Annotated in this window: 22 protein-coding genes, 1 pseudogene and 1 riboswitch; of the genes and pseudogenes, 14 read left to right on the top strand and 9 right to left on the bottom strand. The window is 68.6% G+C overall.

Features of this window, described 5'->3' with window-relative positions; genetic code table 11:
* Positions 1–98 precede the first annotated feature (98 nt).
* The 10 genes from NBY69_RS12405 to NBY69_RS12360 all read left to right on the top strand — a co-directional run bounded on the left by NBY69_RS12405 (position 99) and on the right by NBY69_RS12360 (position 10,094).
* Positions 99–707, top strand: a complete 609-nt coding sequence (locus NBY69_RS12405) for a CDP-alcohol phosphatidyltransferase family protein (protein WP_250300858.1) — start codon at positions 99–101, stop codon at positions 705–707.
* A gap of 112 nt (positions 708–819) precedes the next feature.
* Entirely contained in the window at positions 820–3,315 is a 2,496-nt protein-coding gene (locus NBY69_RS12400) for a mannose-1-phosphate guanyltransferase (protein ID WP_250300857.1), read from the top strand.
* Between the two features lie 98 nt (positions 3,316–3,413).
* Entirely contained in the window at positions 3,414–4,337 is a 924-nt protein-coding gene (locus tag NBY69_RS12395) for a DUF881 domain-containing protein (protein ID WP_374211260.1), read from the top strand.
* A complete protein-coding gene (locus NBY69_RS12390; RefSeq protein ID WP_164266945.1) occupies positions 4,334–4,666 on the top strand; it encodes a small basic family protein in 333 nt (110 codons plus the stop codon). Before NBY69_RS12395 ends, NBY69_RS12390 begins: the two co-directional genes overlap by 4 nt.
* Positions 4,667–4,671: 5 nt before the next feature.
* Positions 4,672–5,496: a DUF881 domain-containing protein gene (locus NBY69_RS12385; RefSeq protein ID WP_250300855.1), complete on the top strand. Its 825-nt coding sequence runs from the start codon at positions 4,672–4,674 to the stop codon at positions 5,494–5,496.
* 151 nt (positions 5,497–5,647) lie between these two features.
* The gene (locus NBY69_RS12380) at positions 5,648–6,514 is read left to right on the top strand and encodes an FHA domain-containing protein (RefSeq protein WP_250300878.1); all 867 of its coding nucleotides are present in this window, start codon (positions 5,648–5,650) and stop codon (positions 6,512–6,514) included.
* 17 nt (positions 6,515–6,531) lie between these two features.
* Positions 6,532–7,275: a MerR family transcriptional regulator gene (locus NBY69_RS12375; RefSeq protein ID WP_250300854.1), complete on the top strand. Its 744-nt coding sequence runs from the start codon at positions 6,532–6,534 to the stop codon at positions 7,273–7,275.
* 53 nt (positions 7,276–7,328) lie between these two features.
* Entirely contained in the window at positions 7,329–7,802 is a 474-nt protein-coding gene (locus tag NBY69_RS12370) for a bifunctional nuclease family protein (RefSeq protein ID WP_164266948.1), read from the top strand.
* A gap of 164 nt (positions 7,803–7,966) precedes the next feature.
* Positions 7,967–8,533, top strand: a complete 567-nt coding sequence (locus tag NBY69_RS12365; protein WP_250300853.1) for a MerR family transcriptional regulator — start codon at positions 7,967–7,969, stop codon at positions 8,531–8,533.
* Positions 8,534–8,609: 76 nt separating this feature from the next.
* Positions 8,610–10,094, top strand: a complete 1,485-nt coding sequence (locus NBY69_RS12360; RefSeq protein ID WP_250300852.1) for a DNA polymerase IV — start codon at positions 8,610–8,612, stop codon at positions 10,092–10,094.
* On the opposite strand, the gene NBY69_RS12355 is transcribed toward NBY69_RS12360, so the two are convergent.
* A complete protein-coding gene (locus NBY69_RS12355; RefSeq protein WP_250300851.1) occupies positions 10,016–10,387 on the bottom strand; it encodes a PRC-barrel domain-containing protein in 372 nt (123 codons plus the stop codon). The genes NBY69_RS12360 and NBY69_RS12355 overlap by 79 nt on opposite strands.
* 132 nt (positions 10,388–10,519) lie before the next feature.
* Positions 10,520–10,619: riboswitch (glycine riboswitch) on the top strand.
* A 186-nt stretch (positions 10,620–10,805) separates the two neighbouring features.
* Between NBY69_RS12355 and gcvP the strand changes: the two genes are divergently transcribed.
* Complete coding sequence (gcvP, locus tag NBY69_RS12350; RefSeq protein WP_250300850.1) at positions 10,806–13,691, top strand: aminomethyl-transferring glycine dehydrogenase; 2,886 nt, start codon at positions 10,806–10,808, stop codon at positions 13,689–13,691.
* A gap of 130 nt (positions 13,692–13,821) precedes the next feature.
* Here gcvP and NBY69_RS12345 read toward each other — a convergent pair whose 3' ends face one another.
* Together NBY69_RS12345 and NBY69_RS12340 are read right to left on the bottom strand one after the other, a co-directional pair.
* A complete protein-coding gene (locus tag NBY69_RS12345; protein WP_284347922.1) occupies positions 13,822–14,025 on the bottom strand; it encodes a DUF5999 family protein in 204 nt (67 codons plus the stop codon).
* A gap of 301 nt (positions 14,026–14,326) precedes the next feature.
* Entirely contained in the window at positions 14,327–14,917 is a 591-nt protein-coding gene (locus NBY69_RS12340) for a hypothetical protein (RefSeq protein WP_250300848.1), read from the bottom strand.
* Between the two features lie 505 nt (positions 14,918–15,422).
* On the opposite strand from NBY69_RS12340, the gene NBY69_RS12335 reads away from it, so the two are divergent.
* Together NBY69_RS12335 and NBY69_RS12330 are read left to right on the top strand one after the other, a co-directional pair.
* The gene (locus tag NBY69_RS12335) at positions 15,423–16,946 is read left to right on the top strand and encodes a glutamate-cysteine ligase family protein (protein ID WP_250300847.1); all 1,524 of its coding nucleotides are present in this window, start codon (positions 15,423–15,425) and stop codon (positions 16,944–16,946) included.
* Between the two features lie 304 nt (positions 16,947–17,250).
* The gene (locus NBY69_RS12330) at positions 17,251–18,030 is read left to right on the top strand and encodes a CPBP family intramembrane glutamic endopeptidase (protein WP_250300846.1); all 780 of its coding nucleotides are present in this window, start codon (positions 17,251–17,253) and stop codon (positions 18,028–18,030) included.
* A gap of 73 nt (positions 18,031–18,103) precedes the next feature.
* Here the strand turns inward: NBY69_RS12330 and NBY69_RS12325 are convergent, their stop codons facing one another.
* Both NBY69_RS12325 and NBY69_RS12320 read right to left on the bottom strand, forming a co-directional pair.
* Positions 18,104–18,931, bottom strand: coding sequence for a PhzF family phenazine biosynthesis protein (locus tag NBY69_RS12325; RefSeq protein ID WP_250300845.1), 828 nt, complete (start codon positions 18,929–18,931; stop codon positions 18,104–18,106).
* A gap of 104 nt (positions 18,932–19,035) precedes the next feature.
* The gene (locus NBY69_RS12320; protein ID WP_250300844.1) at positions 19,036–20,295 is read right to left on the bottom strand and encodes an MFS transporter; all 1,260 of its coding nucleotides are present in this window, start codon (positions 20,293–20,295) and stop codon (positions 19,036–19,038) included.
* Positions 20,296–20,342: 47 nt separating this feature from the next.
* Here NBY69_RS12320 and NBY69_RS12315 point away from each other — a divergent pair, with 47 nt between their 5' ends.
* Positions 20,343–20,738, top strand: coding sequence for a MerR family transcriptional regulator (locus tag NBY69_RS12315; RefSeq protein WP_250300843.1), 396 nt, complete (start codon positions 20,343–20,345; stop codon positions 20,736–20,738).
* Positions 20,739–21,070: 332 nt separating this feature from the next.
* Here the strand turns inward: NBY69_RS12315 and NBY69_RS12310 are convergent, their stop codons facing one another.
* From NBY69_RS12310 to NBY69_RS12295, 4 genes and pseudogenes are all read right to left on the bottom strand, one after another.
* Positions 21,071–21,634: a DinB family protein gene (locus NBY69_RS12310; protein WP_250300842.1), complete on the bottom strand. Its 564-nt coding sequence runs from the start codon at positions 21,632–21,634 to the stop codon at positions 21,071–21,073.
* 229 nt (positions 21,635–21,863) lie between these two features.
* Entirely contained in the window at positions 21,864–22,679 is an 816-nt protein-coding gene (locus NBY69_RS12305; RefSeq protein ID WP_250300877.1) for a class I SAM-dependent methyltransferase, read from the bottom strand.
* A gap of 865 nt (positions 22,680–23,544) precedes the next feature.
* On the bottom strand, positions 23,545–24,564 hold the full coding sequence (locus NBY69_RS12300) for an ATP-binding protein (RefSeq protein ID WP_250300841.1): 1,020 nt from the start codon (positions 24,562–24,564) through the stop codon (positions 23,545–23,547).
* Positions 24,561–25,256: pseudogene (locus NBY69_RS12295) on the bottom strand (Mu transposase C-terminal domain-containing protein); the annotation flags it as partial. The pseudogene NBY69_RS12295 and the gene NBY69_RS12300, both read right to left, overlap by 4 nt.
* Between the last annotated feature and the right edge of the window lie 39 nt (positions 25,257–25,295).

The raw sequence follows: 25,295 nt of genomic DNA, 5'->3' as shown, positions 1-25,295 counted from the left end.
CGCTGTTCCTTCAGCAGCCGACCCCTGTGCCCGGCCGGCCACGGCTGAGGGTAAGGTCAGGGGGCATCGTTCGTACGTTCCTCACAGGAGGCCCCCGGGTGGAGGTCCAGGAGACCCGTGTTCAGACGGACCGGGTACTCACCATCCCCAATATTCTCAGCATGGCTCGCCTGGTTGGCGTCCCCATCTTCCTGTGGCTGATTCTCCGTCCCGAGTTCGGTGGGCCCAAGAGCGATGGCTGGGCATTGTTGGTGCTCATGCTCAGTGGTGTGAGCGACTATCTCGACGGCAAGCTTGCCCGCCGGTGGAACCAGATCAGCAACCTGGGACGGCTGCTCGATCCAGCTGCGGACCGTCTCTTCATTCTCTCCACTCTGGTCGGCCTGACCTGGCGGGAGATCCTGCCGATTTGGTTGACGGCGGCACTATTGGCCCGTGAACTCATGCTGCTGGTCATGGTGGGAATCCTGCGCAGACACGGCTATCCGCCGCCCCAGGTGAACTTTCTGGGCAAGGCGGCTACGTTCAACTTGATGTATGCGTTCCCGTTGCTCTTGCTCAGCGACGGAAGCGGTTGGCTCAACACTCTTGCGTCTGTTTTCGGATGGGCGTTCGCAGGATGGGGTACAACACTCTATTGGTGGGCAGGAATCCTGTATGTGGTACAGGTCCGCCGGATCGTGAAGGCGGACGTAGCAGCCGATTGAACTCGTCGATGCGCGCCGTGCAGCGTGGCCGGACTGCGTATGACGCCCGAGTGTCCTCACCGGACGGGTGAAGTCGGCTGGACTGTCGTCTCTTCAAGGAGGGCGCCCCGACATGAAGGCCGTCGTGATGGCTGGCGGCGAAGGCACTCGCCTTCGCCCAATGACCTCAAGCATGCCCAAGCCGCTCCTGCCCGTGGTCAACCGACCGATCATGGAGCATGTGCTGCGTCTACTGAAGCGGCATGGGCTCAGCGAGACCGTCGTCACCGTGCAGTTCCTCGCCTCGCTCGTGAAGAACTACTTCGGCGACGGCGAGGAGCTCGGCATGGAGCTCACGTACGCCAACGAGGAGAAGCCCCTCGGCACCGCCGGAAGCGTCAAGAACGCCGAAGAGGCGCTGAAGGACGATACTTTTCTGGTCATCTCCGGTGACGCGCTGACCGACTTCGACCTGACGGATCTCATCAATTTCCACAAGGAGAAGGGCGCACTCGTCACGGTGTGCCTGACCCGCGTACCGAATCCGCTGGAATTCGGTATCACGATCGTCGACGAAGAGGGAAAGGTCGAGCGCTTCCTGGAGAAGCCGACCTGGGGGCAGGTCTTCTCGGACACGGTGAATACCGGCATCTATGTCATGGAGCCCGAGGTCTTCGACTATGTCGAGGCCGATGTGCCGGTCGACTGGTCGGGCGATGTCTTCCCTCAGCTGATGAAGGAGGGGAAGCGGGTCTACGGCTACATCGCCGAGGGCTACTGGGAGGACGTGGGCACGCACGAGAGCTACGTCAAGGCCCAGGCGGACGTGCTTGAGGGCAAGGTCGACGTGGACATCGACGGCTTCGAGATCTCTCCCGGGGTGTGGGTGGCCGAAGGGGCAGAGGTGCACCCCGACGCCGTGCTCAGAGGGCCGCTGTACATCGGCGACTACGCCAAGGTGGAAGCCGATGTGGAGATCCGGGAACACACCGTTGTGGGTTCCAACGTCGTCGTGAAGTCCGGCGCCTTTCTGCACAAAGCTGTTGTTCACGGGAACGTGTACATCGGGCAGCAGTGCAATCTTCGGGGCTGCGTGATCGGCAAGAACACCGACATCATGCGAGCGGCCCGCATCGAGGACGGCGCCGTGATCGGTGACGAGTGCCTCGTCGGCGAGGAATCCATCATCCAGGGGAATGTGCGGGTCTACCCGTTCAAGACCATCGAGGCGGGTGCGTTCGTCAACACCTCGGTCATCTGGGAATCCCGTGGCCAGGCGCACCTCTTCGGCGCCAGGGGAGTCTCGGGGATCCTCAACGTCGAGATCACGCCGGAACTCGCTGTGCGGCTCGCAGGCGCCTATGCCACCACGCTGAAGAAGGGCTCCACGGTCACCACGGCACGTGACCACTCGCGTGGTGCGCGCGCACTCAAGCGAGCGGTGATCTCCGCCCTTCAGGCTAGCGCGATCGAAGTGCGGGACCTGGAGAACGTGCCCCTGCCGGTGGCGAGGCAGCAGACCGCGCGCGGAAGTGCCGGCGGCATCATGATCCGTACGTCGCCCGGCGTCCCGGACTCCGTCGACATCATGTTCTTCGACGAGCGGGGCGCCGACCTCTCGCAGGGCGGACAGCGCAAGCTGGACCGGGTGTACGCCCGGCAGGAGTACCGCCGGGCGTTCCCCGGCGAGATCGGGGACCTGCACTTCCCGGCGAGCGTCTTCGATTCGTACACCGGCTCTCTGCTCCGTAACGTCGACACCACGGGGATCACCGAAGCGGGTCTCAAGGTCGTGGTCGACGCGTCCAACGGCAGCGCCGGGCTCGTGCTGCCCAGTCTGCTCGGTCGCCTAGGGGTGGACGCCCTTGTCATCAACCCCGGGCTCGACGAGTCCAGGCCCACCGAGACCGCGGACACCCGTAGATCGGGTCTTGTCCGGCTCGGCGAGATCGTGGCCTCGGCACGGGCCGCGTTCGGGGTGCGTTTCGACCCGGTGGGCGAAAGGCTGTCGCTCGTCGACGAGCGCGGGCGGATCGTCGAGGACGACCGTGCGCTCCTGGTCATGCTCGACCTCATCGCTGCCGAGCGGCGCAGCGGGCGGGTGGCCCTTCCCGTGACCACCACCCGGATTGCGGAACAGGTGGCCGCCTATCACGGGACCCAGGTGGAGTGGACCACCACTTCCCCCGACGACCTGACGCGGGTGGGCCGCGAGGAATCGACCATCTTCGGCGGCGACGGCCGCGGGGGTTTCATCATTCCCGAGTCCAGCAGCGTCTTCGACGGGGCGGCGGCATTCGTCCGGCTGATCGGGCTGGTCGCACGTACGCAGCTGACTCTGAGCCAGATCGACGCCCGGATCCCCCGCGCCCACGTGCTGCGGCGCGACCTGGCGACCCCGTGGGCCGTGAAGGGGCTGGTGATGCGTCGCGTGGTGGAGGCGGCGGCGGACCGTTCCGTGGACACGACCGATGGCGTACGGGTGGTCGAGCCCGACGGCCGCTGGGTCATGGTGCTGCCGGCCCCGGCCGAGGCTGTCACCCATCTGTGGGCCGAGGGGCCGGACGACGCGTCCGCTCAGGCATTGCTGGACGAGTGGTCGACGATCGTGGACGGCGGAGGCCAGTGAGGCTGTAGCGGGTGTGCCGGACGGCCTGACCCCGGGCTGTCCGGCACACTGACGGGCCCGTTGGGAACCACCTGCTGCGGCGTGCGACGATGTGCGGCATGCCGCAGCAGCCCCCCGTTCGGAGTGCGACCTCTCCGTCCCCGCGCCCCGACGCGTCGATGTCGCTGCTGACCAACGTGATGGACCACAGCCTCGACGACGGCTATGCGGAGGCGACCGCCCGCCGCAGGGCCGAGGGCGGTGCGGGGATGCCCCGTTCGCTGCGGGCCAAGCTGGGTCTCGCCGGCGGGCTGGTGCTTGCGGCGGTTGTCGTGACGGTCGGTGCGGCGCAGGCCCGGGTGACGGCGCCGGTGGTGGCGAAAGAACGCCAGGAGCTCATCGACCGTATCGAGTCCGAGACTTCGTCCGCGGACGCGGAGCAGAAGAAGGTGGACGGGCTCCGTGACGAGGTCGGCGCGCGGCAGCGCAAGGCGCTGCAGAAGCACGGCGGTGACCAGGGCGAACTGGTGGCGTTGCTCTCCGGCGCGACAGCGGTTCACGGGCCGGGCGTGAAGCTCGTGATCGACGATGCGAAAGGCACCGACCAGGGTGGCGGTGGCGGGCCGCGGGAGAGCACCGGCTTCTCCGACACGGGCCGGGTCCGCGACCGGGACATGCAGCAATTCATCAACGGGCTCTGGCAGTCCGGCGCCGAAGCGATCGCGATCAACGGGCAGCGGCTGACCGCCCTGTCGGCGATCCGTGCGGCAGGTGACGCCATACTGGTGGACAACAGACCGCTGGTGCCTCCGTACACGGTGCTGGCGGTGGGGGACAGGAAGCACTTGATCAGCAAATTCCAGGACAGCGCCGACGGACAGTACCTGAAGGTGCTGAAGGACAGCTACGGCATCCGCACCAGCATTTCCGGCCAGGACGACGTGCGCCTTCCTGCCGCCGCGAGCCTGATCGTACGCACAGCACAGCCGAAGGCCGCCGGCAAGGACCAGAGCGCGGCCGACACAGGGAAGGGCACATCGTGATCGCCGTACTTGGCCTCGTCGTCGGAGTCGTGGTCGGACTGTTGGTCAGGCCCGAAGTGCCGGCGATGGTCGAGCCCTATCTGCCGATTGCCGTCGTGGCGGCCCTCGATGCGGTCTTCGGTGGCCTGCGAGCCATGCTCGACGGGATCTTCGTCGACAAGGTCTTCGTGGTCTCCTTCCTGTCGAACGTCGTGGTCGCCGCGCTGATCGTCTTCCTCGGCGACAAGCTCGGCGTCGGGGCGCAACTGTCCACCGGTGTGGTGGTCGTGTTCGGCATCCGCATCTTCTCGAACGCGGCGGCCATTCGCCGGCACGTGTTCCGGGCGTGAGGCCGATGAGCAACGAACCGAACGAGGAGAACCCCGGGAAATCTCCTGAGGAGTTCCCCGAGCAGCCTGCCGGTGAGCAGGGGGCGGAGGAGACTCCGGGACCGCCCGAGGGCATGACCGGTCGTCGGCGAATGATGGCGGCGCTGTGGCCGCCACGCGTCACACGGGCTCAACTCATCGTCGCTGTACTGCTGTTCGTGCTCGGACTGGGTCTTGCCATCCAGGTCCGCTCGAACAGCGACAACAGCCCGCTCCGCGGCGCACGTCAGGAGGACCTGGTGCGCATCCTCGACGAGCTCGACAACCGCACTCAGCGTCTTGAGGACGAGAAGCAGCGTCTGCAGAGCCAGCGCTCCGAGTTGGAGAGCAGTTCGGACCAGGCCGAGGAGGCGCGCAAGCAGACGAGCGAGAAAGCACGTCAACTCGGCATCCTGGCAGGCACGGTGGCAGCACAGGGCCCGGGCATCACCCTCGTCATCAACGACCCGCACCGCACGGTCCAGGCGGACATGCTGCTCGACACGATCCAGGAGCTGCGTGCGGCCGGTGCCGAGGCGATCCAGATCAATGACGTCCGGGTCGTGGGGGATACATACTTCTCCGACGCGGGCGGCGCTGTCAGGGTGGACGGGAAGAAGGTCGTCGCCCCGTACAGCTTCAAGGTGATCGGTAAACCCGCGGATCTTGAGCCCGCGCTGAATATTCCGGGCGGCGTGGTGCAGACTCTGGAGAAGGAGCAGGCCACAGCCACTGTGACACCTGCTGAGAAGATCGTCGTGGACGCCTTGCGACCGGCGAAGCAGCCTGACTACGCTCGGTCCTCCTCGTAGTGGCACGGGGGAGCCTGAGGGCTGCGGGACAAGGGGATGAGGTTGCGGGGGGTCGGCGCACCAGAAGCGGGGTGCGTGGTGGAAACTGTCTGGGGGATACGGACGTTGTAAGGATGTCCGGTTCGGCAGGTGTGTTCATTGAGAGTTCGTCCTGCCCCACGGGCGGGTCTGTTTCAGTCAAGGGGAATCGCCCGTGAAGTTGTTTGGGAAGCTGTTCGGCAAGAGTGCACGTGAGGAAAACGCACGTCACCGCGCCCCACGCCATGTGGAGGGCGAGGACCAGGGCGTGGACCGCCCGCTGTTCCGTGACGAGGTGGGTCAGCCCGGCCGGGACAATTCGGGTGATCAGGGTGCGTCGTCTGTTGACCCTGCCGGTCAGGGGCGCATAGGTTTTGGTGAAGCGTCAACCTCAAGTGCGGGTCGAGGGTTTCCCTCGGATCCGTACGCAACCAATGCCCACGCGGGGCAGTCGCGGCAGGAGGATGCGTCCATGCCGGTGTGTACGAGGTGCGGCCACCAGAATGCCCAGGCCAGTCGGTTCTGCTCCAACTGCGGGGCGCCGCTGCGGGCCGGAGTGCCCGAGCGGCCCTCGGAGACCACTTCGACGATCTCCATCTCCGGACTTGAGGCGTACGAGGCGGAGGTGACGGGGCAGACCGCTTCGCCTTCGCTCTCGCCCGAGGCCCAGGCGGCCGTCGACGCTCTGCCGCCGGGTTCTGCGCTGCTGGTGGTGCGTCGCGGTCCGAATTCCGGTAGCCGCTTCCTGCTGGACGGTGAGCTGACCACAGCGGGCCGTCATCCGCAGAGCGACATCTTCCTCGACGACGTCACCGTCTCAAGGCGCCATGTGGAGTTCCGCAGGGGTGCCGACGGCGGTTTCACCGTCTCGGACGTCGGCAGCCTCAACGGCACGTACGTCAACCGTGAGCGCATCGACGCTGTCGCGCTGGCCAACGGTGACGAGGTGCAGATCGGCAAGTACCGGCTGGTCTTCTACGCGAGCCAGCGGGGCGTGTGACCCCTCAGGGAAGGTCCATGCTGCATTCATCGACAGGCGGTGCCGATCGGGGCACCGCCACCGAGAGCGACCGGCTGGTGAGTATCGGCACGGTACTCAATCTGCTCAGGGACGAGTTTCCCGAGGTCACGATCTCCAAGATTCGCTTCCTGGAGGCCGAGGGACTGGTCGAGCCGCAGCGCACGTCCTCCGGGTACCGGAAATTCGGTCCGGCGGACGTCGAGCGGCTCGCTCAGGTCCTGAGGATGCAGCGGGACCACTATCTGCCGCTGAGGGTCATCCGTGACCATCTCGACGCGCTGGGCCGTGGGGAGCAGATCCAGCTTCCCGCGCCCGGTGCCGCTCTGGCGCGCGCCGACGGGGCGCCGGACGACGGGTCCGGGGGTCCCACGGCCACCCGGGTGGGCCGCGACGAGCTGCTCGCTGCCGCCGGGATCGGGGCGGAGGACCTTGCCGAGTGGGAGTCGTACGGTTTGATCGCGCCGGTGCCCGAGGGCGGTTACGACGCCGAGGCCGTGAATGTGGCCAGGCTTGTGGCCGAACTGGGCCGTTTTGGTTTGGAGCCCCGTCATCTCCGGGCCATGAAGGCCGCGGCCGATCGTGAGTCCGGGCTGATCGAACAGGTCGTGGCCCCGCTCCGGCTGAACCGTAATCCGCAGACCAGAGTGCATGCGGAGACGACCACGAGAGAGCTCGCGGCGCTGACGGTACGGCTGCACGCGGCGCTGGTACAGACCTCTCTCGGGGTCCGGTTGTACTGATCATGGGGGAGCCCGACTACCCAAACCTGCCGGGCACGTCCTAGGGTTGCTGTGTGAACGAGCTCGACGTTGTGGGTGTCCGGGTGGAAATGCCCTCCAACCAACCGATCGTGCTCCTGCGTGAAGTGGGAGGCGACCGGTATCTCCCTATCTGGATCGGCCCTGGGGAAGCGACCGCGATCGCTTTCGCCCAGCAGGGCATGGCTCCAGCCAGGCCGCTGACTCATGACCTCTTCAAGGATGTCCTGGAGGCGGTCGGCCAGGAGCTCACCGAAGTGCGCATCACCGACCTGCGCGACGGGGTCTTCTTCGCGGAGCTGGTCTTCGCGAGCGGGGTCGAGGTGAGTGCCAGGCCGTCCGACGCCATAGCGCTCGCCCTGCGCACCGGGACTCCGATCTACGGCAGCGACGGGGTCCTCGACGATGCGGGAATCGCGATCCCCGACGAGCAGGAGGACGAGGTGGAGAAGTTCCGCGAATTCCTCGACCAGATCTCGCCGGAAGATTTCGGGACCAACAGCCAGTGAGGCTCGGCGGGGGTGCCCGCGCATTCGGCAAGCCTTTCCCCGAAGCGGGGCACGCGAAACCACTCTTAGGGTGATTATCACTCGGCGTGCCGAGTGTGGCGATCGTTGACGCACCTCAAGTGACTGCCTACCGTCGAGAGGGCAGGTCAAGGACGGAGGTCGGCGTGAGAAGCAGCGGCGACGGTACGGCGGCGGGCGGGACGTATCCGCTTCACGGCTCAGCAGCCGAACCCACGACCGACACCGTCGGCTACCGGGGGCCGACCGCATGCGCGGCGGCAGGTATCACCTACCGGCAACTCGACTACTGGGCGCGTACAGGGCTGGTCGAGCCGAGTGTGCGGCCGGCGCACGGGTCCGGCACCCAGCGGCTGTACAGCTTCCGGGATGTCGTCGTTCTCAAGATCGTGAAGCGGTTCCTGGACACAGGCGTCGCCCTTCAGAACATCCGCGCCGCAGTCCACCATCTCCGGGACCGCGGAGCCCTGGATCTCGACCGGGTGACGCTGATGAGCGACGGCGCGACGGTGTACGAGTGCACCTCGCCCGACGAGGTGGTGGGGCTGCTCCAGGGGGGCCAGGGGATCTTCGGTATCGCCGTCGGGGTCGTGTGGCGTGATGTGGAGAGCGCGCTCTCACAGCTGCACGGCGAGCGCGTCGACACCGGCGAGACCCTGATCGGGCACAACCCGGCCGACGAGCTGGCCAGACGGCGCAACCGGGCCGTCTGACCCCGCCCGGCGCCGCACGGACCGCTGTCAGCGGCGCACCGCCCGATTGTCAGTGCCGTGAGGCAGCATCGGTGGTGTGAGAGCCGCGCCCACCATCCTGCATCTGGACATGGATGCCTTCTTCGCCGCCGCGGAACAGGCGGCGAAGCCGAGCCTGCGCGGGAAACCGGTGGTGGTCGGCGGGCTGGGGCCCCGGGGCGTCGTCTCCACTGCTTCGTACGAGGCCAGGCGGTTCGGGGTGCACTCGGCGATGCCGATGGCGCAGGCGCGGCGGCTCTGCCCGAACGCCGCGTACCTCGTGCCTCGCTTCGCCCTGTACCGCGAGGTGAGCAACCAGGTCATGGAGCTGCTGGGGCAGCTCTCCCCGCTGGTGGAGCCGCTGAGCCTGGACGAGGCCTTCGTGGACCTGGAGGCGGGCGGGGTGGCCGATGACAGCAGGTCGGCGCTGCGTACCGGCGAGCAGCTGCGGAGAGACATCCTGGCGGGTACCGGGCTGAGTGGGTCGGTGGGCCTCGCCGGGTCCAAGATGCTGGCCAAGATCGGCTCCGAGCGGGCCAAACCGGACGGCCTGGTCCTGATCGAACCGGGCACGGAGCGGGAGCTGCTCGCACCGCTGACCGTGCGGACGCTGCCGGGCGTCGGTCCTGCCACCGGTGAGCATCTGCGGCGGGCCGGGATGACCACGGTGTCCCATCTGGCCGAGGCCGGTGAGGACGAGCTCGTACGTCTGCTGGGCAAGGCCCACGGCGGTTCCCTCTACCGCATGGCGATCGGGCACGACGACCGGCCGGTGGTCGCCGAGCGGGACACCAAGTCGGTCTCCGTGGAGGACACCTTCGATGTGGATCTGCACGACCGGGTGCGAGTGCGGCTGGAGGTGGTACGGCTGGCCGACCGGTGTGTGGAGCGGCTGCGGGCCGCCGGGCGGTCGGGCAGGACGGTCGTGCTGAAGGTCCGGCGGTACGACTTCTCCACCCTGACGCGTTCCGAGACCCTCCGGGGGCCCACGGACGACCCGGAGGTCGTGCGAGAGGCGGCGGGGCGGCTGCTGGAGTCGGTGGACACCACCGGCGGCGTCAGGCTGCTCGGTGTGGGCGTCACCGGTCTTGCGGACTTCACCCAGGAGGATCTCTTCGCGCAGGCCGCCACCGAGCGGGCTGCCGTGCTGGAGACGTCGGCGACCGACGAGAAGCAAGCGGCGGCGGGCGCGGACACCGTGGAGGTGCCCGGCGCCGGCCCGCAGCCGCCCCCCGAACGCCACTGGCTCGCCGGGCACGACGTCCACCACGGTGTGTACGGGGCCGGGTGGGTGCAGGGGAGCGGGGTGGGACGGGTGACGGTCCGGTTCGAGGAACCTGGTTCGACCGCGCCCGGCCGGGTGCGGACCTTCCGGATCGACGACCCCGAGTTGGAGCCGTCGGACCCGTTGCCGCTGGTGCCGGTCGTCCCGGACGGGGCGTCGGAGCCGACCGGCCAGGACCGTCAGTCGTCGCTCGCGAGCCGCCCGAAGTCCCGGTCCGGGGGAGGGGGCGCGGCGGGGGCCGAGACGTCCAGGCCGTAGTGGTGGTAGAGCTGGAGTTCCTGCTCCGGGGAGAGATGGCGGCCCACGCCGAAGTCCGGGGCGTCCTTGATCAGGGCGCGGTCGAAGGGCACCCGAAGGGTCTCCTGCACCATTTCGCTCGGCTCCAGCGGGACGAAGGCGTCACGGCTGAAGAGGCCGGTGCGTACGGCGGCCCACTCCGGTACCCCGGTGGCGTCGTCGAGGTAGACCTCGTCCACCGTGCCGATCTTGTTGCCATTGCGGTCGAACGCCTTGCGGCCGATCAGGCTGCGCGGATCGATGTCGGTCTGCACGGTCCCTCCAACTGATCGCAACGTCTCTCTGGTCACCGGGGAGGTGCTCACCCCTACAGAAGTGCAGATCCGGGGCTTCGGCCACTCGAACGCAGCGCGATCTATCTCGCTGGTAGGCTGGCCATTGGCTACTGACCCCGCGCGGGAGAGTCCTTCGGAGAAGTTCTTCCGAAGGCGCCGAAGGAGCAAATCCTCCCCGGAATCTCTCAGGCACACGTACCGCACGGACGAGGTCACTCTGGAAAGCAGGGCGGGCGCCGGGCGGGCACGTCCGGATCCCTTCCTCACCGACGGTGAAAGTCGGCACGTCGATCGACTGCCGGCGAAACTCTCAGGTTGAGATGACAGAGGGGGAGGCCGTCCGGGTACCCGTGCCGTGGTACCCCTCGCAGGTCGTATCGACCAGGAGGCCTCCGCCATGACCGCCCACCGCATTCCGCTCTCCCAGCTGGAGCGTGGCACCCCCTTCGAGCAGCGCCACATCGGGCCCGACGCCGGCGCCCAGGCCAAGATGCTCGCCCATGTCGGTTACGGCTCTCTGGACGAGCTCACGTCGGCCGCAGTGCCGGACGTGATCAAGAGTGCCGAGTCGCTGAACCTTCCGGAGGCACGTACCGAGGCCGAGGTGCTCGCCGAGCTGCGCTCGCTCGCCGACCGCAACCAGGTGCTCGCCCCGATGATCGGGCTCGGTTACTACGGCACCTTCACGCCCCCGGTGATCCTGCGCAACGTCATGGAGAACCCCGCCTGGTACACGGCGTACACGCCCTACCAGCCGGAGATCTCGCAGGGCCGTCTCGAAGCGCTCCTCAACTTCCAGACCGTCGTCGCCGACCTCACGGGTCTGCCGACCTCGGGCGCCTCGCTGCTCGACGAGGGCACCGCGGCAGCCGAGGCGATGTCGCTCGCGCGCCGCGTCGGCAAGGTCAAGCACGGTGTCTTCCTCGTCGACGCCGACGCGCTGCCACAGACCGTCGCGGTGATCAGGACACGCGCCGAACCGGCCGGTGTCGAGGTCGTCGTCGCCGATCTGAGTGACGGCATCCCGGCCGAGGTGGCCGAGCGCGGCGTCTTCGGCGTGCTCCTCCAGTACCCGGGCGCCTCCGGCCGGGTACAGAACATCGGGCCCGTCATCGAGCAGGCCCACGAGCTCGGCGCGATCGTCACCGTCGCCGCCGATCTGCTGGCGCTGACCCTGCTCACCTCGCCCGGTGAACTCGGCGCCGACATCGCGGTGGGCACCACCCAGCGTTTCGGTGTCCCGATGGGCTTCGGCGGTCCGCACGCCGGGTTCATGGCCGTACAGGACAAGTTCGCGCGCAGCCTGCCGGGGCGGCTGGTCGGTGTCTCGGTGGACGCCGACGGCAATAAGGCCTACCGCCTGGCACTCCAGACCCGTGAGCAGCACATCCGCCGCGAGAAGGCCACCAGCAACATCTGCACCGCACAGGTGCTCCTCGCGGTGATGGCCGGGATGTACGCGGTCTACCACGGCCCGGACGGCCTTCGCGAGATCGCCCGGCGCACCCACCGCTACGCGGCGATCCTCGCCGAGGGGCTTCGTGCCGCGGGCGTCGACGTCGTGCACGGCGCGTACTTCGACACCCTGACCGTACGGACCGGTGGGAAGTCCGACGAGGTCGTCGCCGCCGCCCGCGCGGCCGGCGTCAACCTGTACCGGGTCGACGCGGATCTGGTGTCCGTCTCCTGCGACGAGACCACGACCCGTACCCAACTGGCCGCCGTCTGGTCCGCCTTCGGCGTCGAGGGCGACATAGCGGCGCTCGACGAGCGGACCGCCGACGCGCTGCCGGACACCCTGCTGCGGCAGGACGCCGTCCTCACCCACCCGGTCTTCCACCAGCACCGTTCCGAGACCGCGATGCTGCGCTACCTGCGCAAGCTCGCGGACCGCGACTACGCGCTGGACCGGGGCATGATCCCGCTGGGCTCCTGCACCATGAAGCTGAACGCCACCACCGAGATGGAACCGGTGACCTGGCCCGAGTTCGGTGCGATCCACCCCTTCGCCCCGGTGGAGCAGGCGCAGGGCTACCTGACGCTCATCCACGAGCTGGAGGACCGGCTCGCCGAGGTCACCGGCTACGACAAGGTCTCGCTGCAGCCCAACGCCGGTTCGCAGGGTGAACTCGCCGGTCTGCTGGCCGTTCGCGCGTACCACCGGGCCAACGGCGACACCGGCCGTACCGTCTGCCTCATCCCGTCCTCCGCGCACGGCACCAACGCCGCCAGCGCCGTCATGGCCGGTATGAAGGTCGTGGTCGTCAAGACCCGCGAGGACGGCGACGTCGACGTCGACGACCTGCACGCCAAGATCGAGAAGTACGGCGACGAACTGTCCGTCCTGATGGTCACCTACCCGTCGACGCACGGCGTCTTCGAGGAGCACATCACCGACATCTGCGCGGCCGTGCACGACGCGGGCGGCCAGGTGTACGTGGACGGCGCCAACCTCAACGCGCTGGTCGGACTCGCCAAGCCCGGCAAATTCGGCTCGGACGTCTCGCACCTCAACCTGCACAAGACCTTCTGCATCCCGCACGGCGGCGGCGGCCCCGGCGTCGGCCCGGTCGGCGTACGGGCCCACCTGGCGCCGTACCTCCCCAACCACCCGCTCCAGGCGACCGCGGGCCCGGAGACGGGCGTGGGCCCGGTCTCGGCCGCACCGTGGGGCTCGGCCGGCATCCTGCCGATCTCGTGGGCGTACGTGCGCCTCATGGGCGGCGAGGGGCTGAAGCGCGCGACGCAGGTCGCCGTGCTGGCCGCCAACTACATCGCCAAGCGGCTGGAGCCGCACTACCCGGTGCTCTACACCGGCCCCGACGGGCTGGTGGCGCACGAGTGCATCGTCGATCTGCGCCCGCTGTCGAAGGCGACCGGGGTGAGCGTCGACGACATCGCCAAGCGCCTCATCGACTACGGCTTCCACGCGCCGACGATGTCGTTCCCGGTGGCGGGGACGCTGATGATCGAGCCGACCGAGAGCGAGGACCTCGCGGAACTCGACCGGTTCTGCGACACGATGATCGCGATCCGTGCCGAGATCGAGAAGGTGGCGTCCGGGGAGTGGGCGGCGGACGACAACCCGCTGTGCAACGCTCCGCACACGGCCGCCGCGCTCGGTGGTGAGTGGAACCACGCGTACAGCAGGGACGAGGCCGTGTTCCCGGCCGGGGTGTCGCCCGCCGACAAGTACTGGCCGCCGGTGCGCCGTATCGACGGAGCCTTCGGCGACCGTAACCTCGTGTGCTCGTGCCCGCCGCTGGACGAGTACGACAGCTGACGGACATGCATGAGGGCCGGTTCGGGGATGTCTCCCGGGCCGGCCCTTCGTCGTCTCCGGTGTGGCTTCGTCGCTTCTGACAGTCGTGCCTGCTCGGTCTCCCCGCGCGGACCGTGCCGCGCCCCGGAGCTCAGGCGGCCGTCGCCAGCCCCGCACCCAGTGGGCGGTGCGGGGCGATGATCTGCCCGTCCGGCAGCAGTTCGCCGGTGTCCTCGAAGACGAGGACGCCGTTGCACAACAGACTCCAGCCCTGCTCCGGGTGGTGCGCCACGAGGATCGCGGCCTCACGGTCGGCGGAGGTGGCTGACGGGCAGGATGGCTGGTGCTGGCACATGGATGCGTTCTTTCGCTGCGTTGTGGTGAGTGTCCTGCGGCTCGATGCGGATTTCATGGCCGCCCCCCGTATCAGTCGATCGGTCCCAGTGTTGCCCTACGGGCGTCGATCCGCAGGGATTTCGCGGCAGCACTTGCTACAGCTTGAGGACGCATCACCCGTGCGGACGGTTCAGGCCAACTCCGCTGACTTCTCGGGTGGTTCGGGGTGGCCGCACCGGGCTAGTCCGGATGGGGGAGGAACCAAGTCGCCCCGTGACCCGACGGGCGGTCACGGGGCGGGCCGACTGGCTCGGGCGGCGTCAGGCGGGAGAGCCCAGCAGCGGCGGAGACAGCCGCAGTGTCATCACCGGAAGCAGGTCGCTCGCCCGGTGCGGGCGGTGCGCGGCGATCCCGGGCGGTGCGGGTGCGAGGGGTACCAGCAGATCCGAAGGGGCGGGCATGGTGCCGGAGACCGAGGCGTCGGCGCCGGTGTCACTGTGCAGCCACAGGGTCAGCATGTAGAGCTCGGGCACGGACAGCAGCCTGGGCTGGAACGGGGTGTTCATCGCCTCGGCCTGACGCAGCGCGTTGCCGGTGGCGGAGATGTACGGACCCTCGAAGAAGTGCGAGAAGGTCCAGCCGTCCGCCGTCAGTTTGGTCTCCGCCGCGGCGACGGCACGATCACCGCTGTGGATCAGGAAGCGCCAGCCGGTGAGCCGGGTGCGTGGGGCTCCACCGTTCGGCATGATCTGGTCCAGTACGTGGACGGGCAGGGCCAGTTCGGGGGTCAGTGGACCCTGAGCGGTGCGAAGGGCCGGCATACGGGCCTCGCGGACGGCAGTGGGGGAACCGAGTGCCGCGAGGACGCTGCGCAGGGCCGGCGCGGGAGCCGGGGGGACATACAGCGGCATAAGTGATTGCCTCTCGCTTCGGAGACACGGTGGTGCGTGGGCGGTGCGGACGGCACTGTCAGCAATGCGGGGGTCAGAGGGGGGCCGTGGGGCTTGGAGGGTGTTGCACTCTCCGGGGGCCGGGGCGCCAACTCTCTGCCTCGTTCGCGGAGTTTATACGACACGTGTTCACAACATGTTTCGGCTAGCTGACACGAATATTGCGAACAAGTCGATATTCGGTCTTTCTCCTGCGGAGATTATCCCGATTTGCTGTGCGTGTAAGTCTCCGGCCTCGAAGCTCTCTGTGCGCGTGGTCGGCCGAAACGCGTCGGCGTCTTTCACCACTTCCACGGAGCCGGTAACTGCTTCAGGCGTCATGCCGAGCGAATGTGCCACGCGACACTTCTGGCCACCCTACTCGTCCTGGGCGCCGAGCGGGGAGTTACCGATCATTGAGTCTGGGCATTATCGACCGTGACGCCGCGGCTGCCGCCGTGACCGGCCACCCGGGAGGGGCACTTCGATGGGGGAAAAGGTCGAGGCAGACGGAGTGGATCCGTCCGGCCGCCAGCAGTACCGGAGGAAGCTCCAGCGGTGTCTGGAGGGACTGGGGAGGCTGTTGGAGGAGAAGAGGTTCGATCGCCCGAAAAATCTCATGGGACTGGAGATCGAACTCAATCTCGCGGGCGCCGACGGCATGCCGCGGATGATGAATGCGGAAGTTCTCGACCGAATCGCGAGCGGGGATTTCCAGACGGAACTCGGCATGTTCAATCTGGAAGTGAACATTGTCCCGCACCGGCTTGGCGGGCGGGTCTTCGACCGGCTGGCCGAGGAGCTCCGCACCGGTCTCGGGTACGCCCACAGAAAAGCCGCGGAAGTCGACGCGGGCATCGTGATGATCGGCATCCTGCCGACGCTCGCCCGACGGGATCTCGTCCCGGCGAACTTTTCGTCCGCCGACCGGTACATGCTCCTCAACGATCAGATGTGCGCCGCCCGCGGTGAGGATTTCGCCCTCGACATCGAGGGCGTGGAGCGGCTGACCTGCACCTCCGGGTCCATCGCCCCGGAAGCCGCCTGTACGTCGGTGCAGTTGCACCTCCAGGTCACCCCCGCGCGCTTCGCGGATGTGTGGAACGCGGCGCAGGCCATCACCCCGGTGCAGGTCGCGCTGGGCGCCAACTCGCCCTTCCTGTTCGGCAAGGAGCTCTGGCGGGAGTCGAGACCTCCGCTCTTCCTGCAGGCCACCGATGTCCGCCCCCCGGAGTTCCGGACCCAGGGCGTGCGGCCCCGTACCTGGTTCGGTGAGCGCTGGGTCGACTCGGCGTACGACCTCTTCGAGGAGAACCTCAGATACTTCCCGCCGCTGCTTCCGCTGTGCGACGAGGAGGACCCGCTCCAGGTGCTCGACGACGGCGGGGTGCCGCGGCTGCGGGAACTCGCACTGCACAACGGCACCGTCTACCGCTGGAACCGGCCGGTCTACGACGTGACCGACGGCGTACCCCATCTGCGGGTGGAGAACAGGGTGCTGCCCGCCGGGCCGACCGTCACCGATGTCATCGCCAACACGGCTTTCTACTACGGCCTGGTGCGGGCGCTCGCCGACGCACCGCGACCGGTGTGGAAGCGGTTGCCCTTCGAAGCCGCCGCGCGCAATTTCGATGCCGCGTGCCGGTACGGCATCGAGGCCGAGCTGGAATGGCCCCGGCAGGGGCGGGCGGGCGGCGTGGCGCGGCTGTCGGCCGTGCAACTCGTCAGGGACGAGCTGCTGCCGCTGGCCGCCGCGGGCCTCGATGCGTGGGGGATCGAGCCCGCCGACCGCGACCACTACCTCGGCGTCATCGAGGGGCGGTGCAGACGGCGGACGAACGGCGCCTCCTGGCAGGTCGACACCTACCACCGGGCGCGGGAGGCCGGACTGGAACGCGAGGCGGCCCTGGCAGCCACCACCCGGCGCTACATCGAGCTGATGGCCCTGGGCGACCCCGTGCATTCCTGGCCGGTCGGGATACCGGCGCACGCCTCCGCGCGCTTGAGGTGACGGGGCGGCGCACGGGGGGCTCCGATGCCGGTCACCGCAGCTACGGGGCCGGCGGCGATGCGGTGTGCCGGGACGGGGGCCGGGTTCCAGGTGTCACAGGTACATCGGGCAAGCTGTGACGTCCCATGCGGTGGTGCGCCTCTCATGAAGAGTGAACAGAAGACGGGCGCGCCATCGAATTGGCGCCCGCCCCCGGCCTGTCGCACACGATCTTCGTATCTGCTTTCGAGACCCTAGCGGCAGGGTGCCGGGGACAGGCGCGATTGGCCAACTGGAGGCAGGTGTGCAGGCGGAGGGCGTGCAGGTGGCTGATTCTCTTCCCACAGGAGGAGTGCCACAGCGGTTCTTGCGGTCCGAAACGGTGCTCGTGCTCGCACTCTCGCTCGGTGCGAGTGGCGTGTCGGCGCTGATCAGTTTTGTCGGAGCACTCACGAAACCGGGAGGACTCAAGCACCAGGCCGCCAACCTCAACGGCTCCTACGCGCCGGGGCGACCATGGCTCGATCTCGCCTGGCAGCTGTTCGGCATCGCGACGGCCCTGGTGCCGGTCGCCCTGGTGGTGCATCTGCTGCTGCGGGAGGGTTCGGGCCTGCGGGCCATCGGTTTCGACCGGAGCAGACCCTGGCCGGACCTCGGCCGTGGAGCGCTGGTCGCGGCGGGCATCGGGAGCCTGGGGCTGGCGTTCTACCTGGGGGCGCGGGCGACCGGGTTCAATCTGACGGTGGTGCCCGAATCGCTGCCCGATGTGTGGTGGAAGATTCCGGTGCTGATCCTCTCGGCGGTGCAGAACGCCGTACTGGAGGAAGTCATCGTCGTCGGGTACTTGCTGCGCAGACTGGGGCAGTTCGGGTGGAGTCCGATGGGCGCCCTGGTGGCGAGTGCGGTGCTGCGCGGCTCCTACCACCTCTATCAAGGGGTCGGTGGTTTCCTCGGGAACATGGCGATGGGCGTGGTGTTCGTCCTGCTGTACCGGCGATGGGGGCGGGTGGGGCCGCTGGTCGTGGCGCACTCGTTGCTCGACATCGGGGCCTTCGTCGGGTACGCGCTGCTCGCGGGCAAGGTCGGGTGGCTGCCCACCGGGTGAGCGCAGGGGGCTACGGGGGGCGTACGGCACCGCCGTGCGCCCCCTCCTTGTCGATGGGCCCGTCGGCTGCCGGTCAGGCGAGCAGCTCGCCGTCGATGACGGTCACCGCACCGCCGGTGAGCAGGGTGCGGTCGCCGCGTACCGAGGTGCGTACCAGGCCGGAGCGGGCCGAAGCCTGCAGTCCGGTGAGATCGTTCCGCCCGAGCCTGGCAGACCAGAACGGGGCCAGCGCGGTGTGGGCGCTTCCGGTCACCGGATCCTCGTCGATGCCGACGCCGGGGAAGAAGCAGCGCGAGACGTAGTCGTATCCGCGGGTGGGGTCCTCGGCCGCGGCGGTCGTGATGATGCCCCGCTCGGAGTGGGACACGAGCGCGGCGAGGTCCGGCGAGAGGGAGCGGACCGTCTGTTCGTCGGCGACCTCGACGAGCAGATCCCCGAGGTGCGGTCCGGTGTCCCGGACCGAGACCACCGGGGCACCCAGCGCCTCGGCCAGGCCGTCCGGTACCACTTCAGGGGTGAGCGGCGAGGTGGGGAAGTCCAGCGTGATGGCGCCGTCCTCCCGCGCCGTCGCCGAGAGCAGACCACAGCGCGCCGCGAAGCGCACCGTGCCCGGCACGGCGCCCGTGCCGCTCAGGACACCTGTGGTGTGCAGGACATGCGCGGTGGCCAGGGTGGCATGACCGCACATGTCGACCTCGGTGACCGGGGTGAACCAGCGCAGCGCCCAGTCGGCTTCGCCACCGGCGGGCAGGGGGTGGGCGAAGGCGGTCTCGGAGAGGTTCACCTCCGCCGCCACGTGTCGGAGCCAGCTGTCGTCCGGGAAGGAGCCGAGGAGCAGGACCCCGGCCGGGTTGCCGGTGAAGGGGTGATCGGTGAAGGCGTCGACGATTCGAATCCGCATGCCCCGACCGTAGGTGCGGGGAAACGCTTCGGACCAAGGCCAATTGCCGGGAAGTTGACTGATTTCGGCCCGCTGACGGCGTGAACCGCCTGAACCACCACCCGTCAGACCGGCCGCGGAGCTGGCCGCCGTCTTCCCCGCACGCGCGCTGCGGCGCCGGCGACGGCCAGCACCATGGTGGCGATTCCCGAAACGGCCAGCACCGTCCGGGGGCCCATGGCGGCGGTGAGAGGGCCGCCCAACGCGGTGCCCACCGGCGCGGCGGTGAGAAGGGCGGCGCTTCGGACAGCCAGGACCGTGGTCAGCAGAGCTGCCGGGGTGCGGTCCTGGAACAGGGTGAAGGACAGTGCGGTGAAGGGTCCGTAGACCACACCGCCCAGAGCGAAGCAGACGAGTGAGACACCCGCCGGAACACCCAGGCCGAACGGCACCAGCGTCAGGCCCCAACCGGCGACGATGCCCAGGGTGACCGGCCGGAGCGGGAATCTGCGCAGGGCGCCGGCAGACAGGGCACCGAGAACGGCACCCACTCCGAAGAGCGTCCAGTACAGCCCGAGGAGGCTCGCGCCGGAGTGAAGGTCTTCGGTGACGTGCAACGGGAGTGCGACCTCCACCGGTCCGTAGAGGAAGTTGAAGAACCACGTCAGGGCGAGAATCCCCAGAAGTTCCGGCTGCCCGCGCAGCAGGTTCAGCCCGGCCGCCGATCGGCCGGACCCGGTGGGCGCAGCCGTCGCTGTCGTCCCGGCCACGTTGCCCAGCCGGCCGACCTGCACGGCGAGGACGGTGAAGGACACGGCGTCGAGGCCGAGGATCCAGGCCGGGCTGACGGCTGTCGCCAGGAATCCGGCGAGCGCGGGTCCGATGATGACGGACGCGGAGGTGCACGAGCTGACCAGCGCGTTCGCGGGCAGCCGCTGATCCGGGGGAAGTATCCGGGCGATCAGGGAGTACTTTCCCGCGCTTCCCCAGGCATGCAGCACCGACGAACCGGCGAGGAGCACGAGGTACACCACCGGGTGCAGGACCCCCGTGGCCCAGGCCACGGGCACACAGCCGAGAAGTACCGCGCGAAGCCACGCGTCCGCGGCCAGCAGCCGCTGGGCGGGGAGTCGACGTAGCCAACGGCCGAAGAGCAGCGCTCCAGCGGCCCCGGGAAGGGCGTACGCGGCGACCGCAGCGCCGACGACCAGGCCGGACCGGCCAGGAGGCGCGATCAGAACGGCCAGCCACGCCACGGCGACCACGCTCATCCCGTCACCGAGGTCGGAGGCCGCCAGGGCCGGGAGGAGCCGACGGAACGGAGGATGAGTGAACAGCGGCCGATATGTCCGTGGCAGCAGCCGCGTTGCCGATGAGAGAGTCACCGCGTCAGACTGGTGGTTCAAGCGCGCTTGAAGTCAAGGGGGCACCAGTGCGGAAGCTGGGCATCGGGGACCTCGCACGGCGGGTCAGGATGCAGCCCTCGGCTTTGCGCTACTACGAGAGCGTCGGCCTGCTGACGCCCGCCGAGCGGGTCGGGGGCCGACGCGTCTATCCGGTCGGCACCGTGCGCCGGATCGCGCTGATCAAAATGGCGCAGCGAGCCGGTTTCACCCTGTCCGAGATCCGCCGGCTGCTGGACAGCGCCGCGGACCGTGGTGCCACCCGGCAATGGCGTGCTCTCGCCGAACGCAAGATCCCCGAGCTGGACCAGTTCATCGAGGACACCCAGGCTCTGCGGAACGCGGTCGCCGACTGCCTGGCCTGCGGGTGCATGAACTTCGACAACTGCGGACTCCTCTCCTCCGGTACGGCCGAGGACGACTGAGACCGACCTGGCCGCCCACCGTTCCGCGGCGGTCACACCAAGGTGGCCTCGGGCTTTCAGCGATCCGAACGCACCCAAGTCGGCCAAGAACCGTTGACCTGTGCCAGTGATCGCTGATCGATTGCCACTGAAGGATGATCAACGCTAGTCAGCGCTGTCGCCAGAAGGCATATCGGCGACGGCAGATGACGCTGTCCTGTCCCGAAGGAGAACGTAGGGAAGGCAGAACGGCGGTTGAAGATCGTGAGGCCTATCGGCGGCAGCAGCCATGGAGCGTCACGGACTCCACGTAAGTCTCCAGTCTCCGAAGCTCGATCGCCGGTTGCCGAAAGTCATATTCGGTGCGGTCCGGCTCCGTCCTGCCAGCGGTAGAGGTCGCGCAGCAGGGAGATCTCGGCGCCGTGATGGATCAGCTCCCTGTTGACGTGCAGGACCCTGTTCTCCATGGGAAACCGCTCGGGACCCACCGTGGGCGGATTGTCCAGGTCGGCGTCCGAGAGCTCGCGGACCCCCGCGTTCCATCTCCCGTACATCTCATCGAGCTGTTCCAGCGCCTCGTCAGCGGTCCCCGCGTAGGCGAATGTCCGGGAGTCGACGTCCTGGCCGCCGAAGTGCCATCCGACCCGATAGCCCAGGCACGAGACGATGATGTGCGCCAGCCGCCAGGCAATCGTGGTCACCGGTGCCGGCACCGGGGCAGGGGACGCGGAGTCCATCGTCCATTCCTCCGAGCCTTCCAGCATCGGTGCGGCCGACGTGCCACGTGGGCGGATGCTCAAGCAGCCGCGCACCGGCTCCCAGAAGTACTCCTCGTCAGTAAGACCGTCCAGCCGTGGCCGCAGGTTCTTGCGCCAGTACCAATCCAACTGCTCCGCGAGCCGCTCGCTTCTTGTCATTGCCGCACACTACAGACCCGTCGAGCAGAGTGATCGTCGCCGCCTGCGGTCATCCTCCACTGTCACGAACCCCGCAGACAGTCATCCCTGAATGGCACAGAAGTCAATCGATCGGCCTTCGCCGGCAATCGATGAACACCCATTGACACAGGTCACCGACCGTATGCGGTTGTCCTGTGACAGTGAACCTTGACCGATTGCCACTGAAGTTTGACCGCCTGGAGGCGCTTTACCAGCGGACCGCCGAGATCAGTCCGCCGGGCCGCTCCTCGCGCTGCGGCGGGGTGCTGATCGGGCGGCCGTAGGCGGCAGCGCGTTCGCGCAGGGTGTGGCTGCTGGCCTCCCAGCCGTGCCCGGCCAGCCAGCCCACCGGGTCGTCGGGCATCTCCGAGATCCACATGGACGCCGCCGATCCCGGCACGGCGTCCGCGCCGAAGCGCTCGATCACGCCGCGCGAGCCCAACGTCAGCCCCATCCGGCTGCCTGCTGCCGACTGCGCGCTGATCCGGGCCAGCAGCAGCTCCACCGCGTCCTCGGGCAGATAGATCAGCAGTCCTTCGGCGATCCACGCGGTCGGCGCGGCCGGGTCGTGCCCTGCGGCGGCCAGCGCGGCTGGCCAGTCCTCACGCAGATCCACCGCGACGGTGATCCGCCCGCAGCGTGCGACGGCCCGCTCCTGGCGCAGCACCGAAGCCTTGAAGTCCAGTGGCGCGGCGGTGTCGACCTCGAACAGCCGGGTGTCCTCGGGCCAGTCGATCCGGAAGGCCCGGCTGTCCATGCCAGCGCCGAGCAGCACGACCTGCCGGACCCCGGACGCGGAGGCCTGCTGCAACAGGTCGTCGAGGAACTTCGTCCTGATGACGATGGAGAACGCCACGGCCAGTCGACGGCGGCGCGCGGCCTCGTCATCGGGCAGCGGCGGCGAGGAGGGCCATAGGCCGCCGGCGGTGGCGAAGGCCTGTGCCAGTGGGTCGCGGAACAGCGCGTTCTCCCGCTCGGTCTCCAGCGCCCGCACCCGGGCCACCCCCACCGCCGTGGCCCACACTCCCGACGGCTGCACCCGTTTCTGCTCATCAGTCACCGCGCCAGCCTAGGCGGGGCCAGTTGGGCCTTCCGCTGCCGGTATGCCTTCTGGCGGCAGCGCTGTGAGCACGTCCGGCGTTGTTGCTGGCAGGGCCCTGCTGGTAGTGGTTCTCCGCAGGTCTCGCAGGGCCTCGTTGATGCCGTGGGGGCTGGTTCGGGTGGCTGGGGTGGTGGTGCGGGCTGTGGTGTCGGCGATGACACCGGCGGTGGAGAAGGTGGGTTCGCGGGAGGCTGCCTGAGCTGTTGGCGACGTGCTCGCTGGCGGCATCGGTCTGAGCATGTCCGGCGTGCTGCCGAGAACATCGGGCCGTCGCAGACGGGGCAGATGCGCGGTCCGGATGGATCAGCCGGGTCTGCTTCGGCCAACCACTTTTCTTCATGTTTGAGGTAGTTGGCCCGTCGGCAGGCGGATGAACACAGGCGATAACGCTGTCCGGGCTGGATCTTCATGCTCTTGCCGCACTCTCTGCAGGGGGCCTTCTGTACTGGAGCCCGAGGATGCCGTTTCCGGTATGCCTTTTCGCGGCAGGCCTGGGAACAGCGCAGGGCCTGGCGGCCGATGACGTCGGAGGGCGGTATCTCCGCGTCGCACTCCAGGCAGCGCCTCGTTTCCAGGGTGGCCACCAGCGTCTCCGGGGCGCGGCCGGTCGCGGCGGCCAGCCGTGTCCAGCTGGGAAGACCGAGATGTTCGGGCGGTTCGCAGAGGTAGGTCCGCAGGTAGCGGGGCGGAAGATGGTTGGCGTGTGCCAGGCGGACGATGAAGGACCGGATGCCTTCGCCGGACCGGGGCCGGACCTGGAAGGGCAGGACGCGGACGTTCTCGTGGGTCATCGGGAGGACCTGGGCCCGCGGAAGTGAGGCGATTCGGCGGCGACGTCCAGTGGGACGGCCTTCAGCCCGGCTTTGGTGATCTTCTCGGTGTCATTGAAAATCGCGTCGATCGCGGCTCCGCGGATCTGGTGGGAGAGGGCGCCGATCATGCCGCCGGTGCGGTCGTGCAGGTAGCGGTCCAGTCTCGCCAGGGTGCCGGGCCGGTGCCGCCGCAGGGCGAGGGTCTTCTCCATGGTGGCGACCAGGCCCCGCCACTCACTGTTGTAAGGGAAGGGGTGGGTGGGGATCAGGGTGAAACGGCCGGCGATCTGGGCCCCGCGGGTGCCGGTCAGCAGGCTGCCGTGCTCGATGTCGATGCCCGCGTAGATGAACGTCGCGGGGATCCGCTCGGAGAAGTACTTGAGGGTGTCGGCGACTTCGGCGCCGTGCTGGGTGGTGAGCGAGATGTTGTGGAGTTCGTCGACCAGGATCATGCCGGTGCGGGCGTCGGTGCAGACACCGACGACGGACTCGATGAGGTCGGTGATGTTCATGCGGGCCATCACCGGCAGCCCGAGGAAACGGGCGAACTCGGCCGCGATCATGCGAGGGGTCGCGGCGGGCGGGACGGTGATGTAGATGACCGGCTTGCGGTCGGTGGCGGTGGGGTGCCGGGCCCGGTCCAGCAGTTCGTGGGACAGACCGAGCTGGGTGATCGCGATGGTCTTCCCGGTGCCGGCGGGGCCGGAGACGATCAGGCCCCGGCGGGCACTGATCGCGTGCCGGTTCAGCACGACCAGGCGGCGTCCGGTGGCGACGGTGTGCCGGACGACGGAGGTGGCGACCACCAGAAGACGGCCGTGATGGTCAAGACGGGCCTCGTCGAAGGCCGCCTGGCCGGCCTCGCCCAGCGCGTCGTACTGAGCGTCGGTCAGCCGGGGCGGCGGACCCGGTGGCCCTTCGACGAAGCGGCGCCAGCCGTCGATCGTGGTCAAGTGCCGCTGGGAGTCCTGGGGCAGCGCGGACGATGCCGTCATGAGCGCTTCCAGGGGTCTTCCAGCGGGTCGAACAGTCCGAGCGGGATCACCTCGGCCACCGACTCCTCGCTCTCGTCCGCTTCGTCCTCTGGCTCCGCCTGAGCACCGGTAACGGATGCCGGGGTGAGCGGGCCTGCGGCTTTCGTGCGGGCCGCCACCCGCCGGTCGCGTTTGCCGGGCCCCGGTCCCTGCTCGGTCTGCGGGCCGCCGTGGGCTCGGGTGAGCAGGGCGGCGACCGCGTCGGCGATCTCCGCCTCGGTGGCGCGGGGTAGCTGGTGGCTGACGTGGTCCCAGGCCAGGTCGCCGAAGGGAATCGGTGCCCGGTTGAGGAACTTCCAGGTGGCCGGGACCCACTCGTTGTCACCGCGGTGGTTGCGTACCCAGATCCGGGAGACGTCGTAGGGGTCGCGGTGGACCTCCCAGAGGCCGCGTTTCGCCCGGACCCCGGAGTTCTGGCGGCGCATCGGCCCCAACGCCCGGCTGTCGTAGGTGCGGTTCTTGATCCGGATGCCGTAGTCGTTGACCACCCGCCATTCCGCGGGCAGGAGTTCGACGTAGTCGTCGCCGCTGAGTGCGACTGGGACGTAGCCGCAGGCCTCCACCAAGGCGGCGTACTTCTCGTTCGGCGTGAACAGCCGGCCCGGGTGGACCGGATCGCGCAGACCGTCGTGCTTGCGGTTCTGCCACTTCGCTTTACCGACCGTGAGTTGTGCTGCCCTTGATGTCCGTCT

The sequence above is a fragment of the Streptomyces sp. A 4/2 genome (genome assembly GCF_940670765.1).
Lineage (GTDB): Bacteria > Actinomycetota > Actinomycetes > Streptomycetales > Streptomycetaceae > Streptomyces.
Note: the sequence above shows the minus strand (reverse complement) of the source record. Positions and strands in the feature narration are given on the sequence as shown.

Excerpts from the sequence above, each read along its gene's own strand:
- NBY69_RS12400 (WP_250300857.1), top strand. The coding sequence starts at position 820 with ATGAAGGCCGTCGTGATGGCTGGCGGCGAAGGCACTCGCCTTCGCCCA.
- NBY69_RS12310 (WP_250300842.1), bottom strand. The coding sequence starts at position 21,634 with ATGACAAGAAGCGAGCGGCTCGCGGAGCAGTTGGATTGGTACTGGCGC.
- NBY69_RS12395 (WP_374211260.1), top strand. The coding sequence starts at position 3,414 with ATGCCGCAGCAGCCCCCCGTTCGGAGTGCGACCTCTCCGTCCCCGCGC.
- NBY69_RS12325 (WP_250300845.1), bottom strand. The coding sequence starts at position 18,931 with ATGCGGATTCGAATCGTCGACGCCTTCACCGATCACCCCTTCACCGGC.
- NBY69_RS12375 (WP_250300854.1), top strand. The coding sequence starts at position 6,532 with ATGCTGCATTCATCGACAGGCGGTGCCGATCGGGGCACCGCCACCGAG.
- NBY69_RS12345 (WP_284347922.1), bottom strand. The coding sequence starts at position 14,025 with ATGTGCCAGCACCAGCCATCCTGCCCGTCAGCCACCTCCGCCGACCGT.
- NBY69_RS12340 (WP_250300848.1), bottom strand. The coding sequence starts at position 14,917 with ATGCCGCTGTATGTCCCCCCGGCTCCCGCGCCGGCCCTGCGCAGCGTC.
- gcvP (WP_250300850.1), top strand. The coding sequence starts at position 10,806 with ATGACCGCCCACCGCATTCCGCTCTCCCAGCTGGAGCGTGGCACCCCC.
- NBY69_RS12385 (WP_250300855.1), top strand. The coding sequence starts at position 4,672 with ATGAGCAACGAACCGAACGAGGAGAACCCCGGGAAATCTCCTGAGGAG.
- NBY69_RS12335 (WP_250300847.1), top strand. The coding sequence starts at position 15,423 with ATGGGGGAAAAGGTCGAGGCAGACGGAGTGGATCCGTCCGGCCGCCAG.
- NBY69_RS12300 (WP_250300841.1), bottom strand. The coding sequence starts at position 24,564 with ATGACGGCATCGTCCGCGCTGCCCCAGGACTCCCAGCGGCACTTGACC.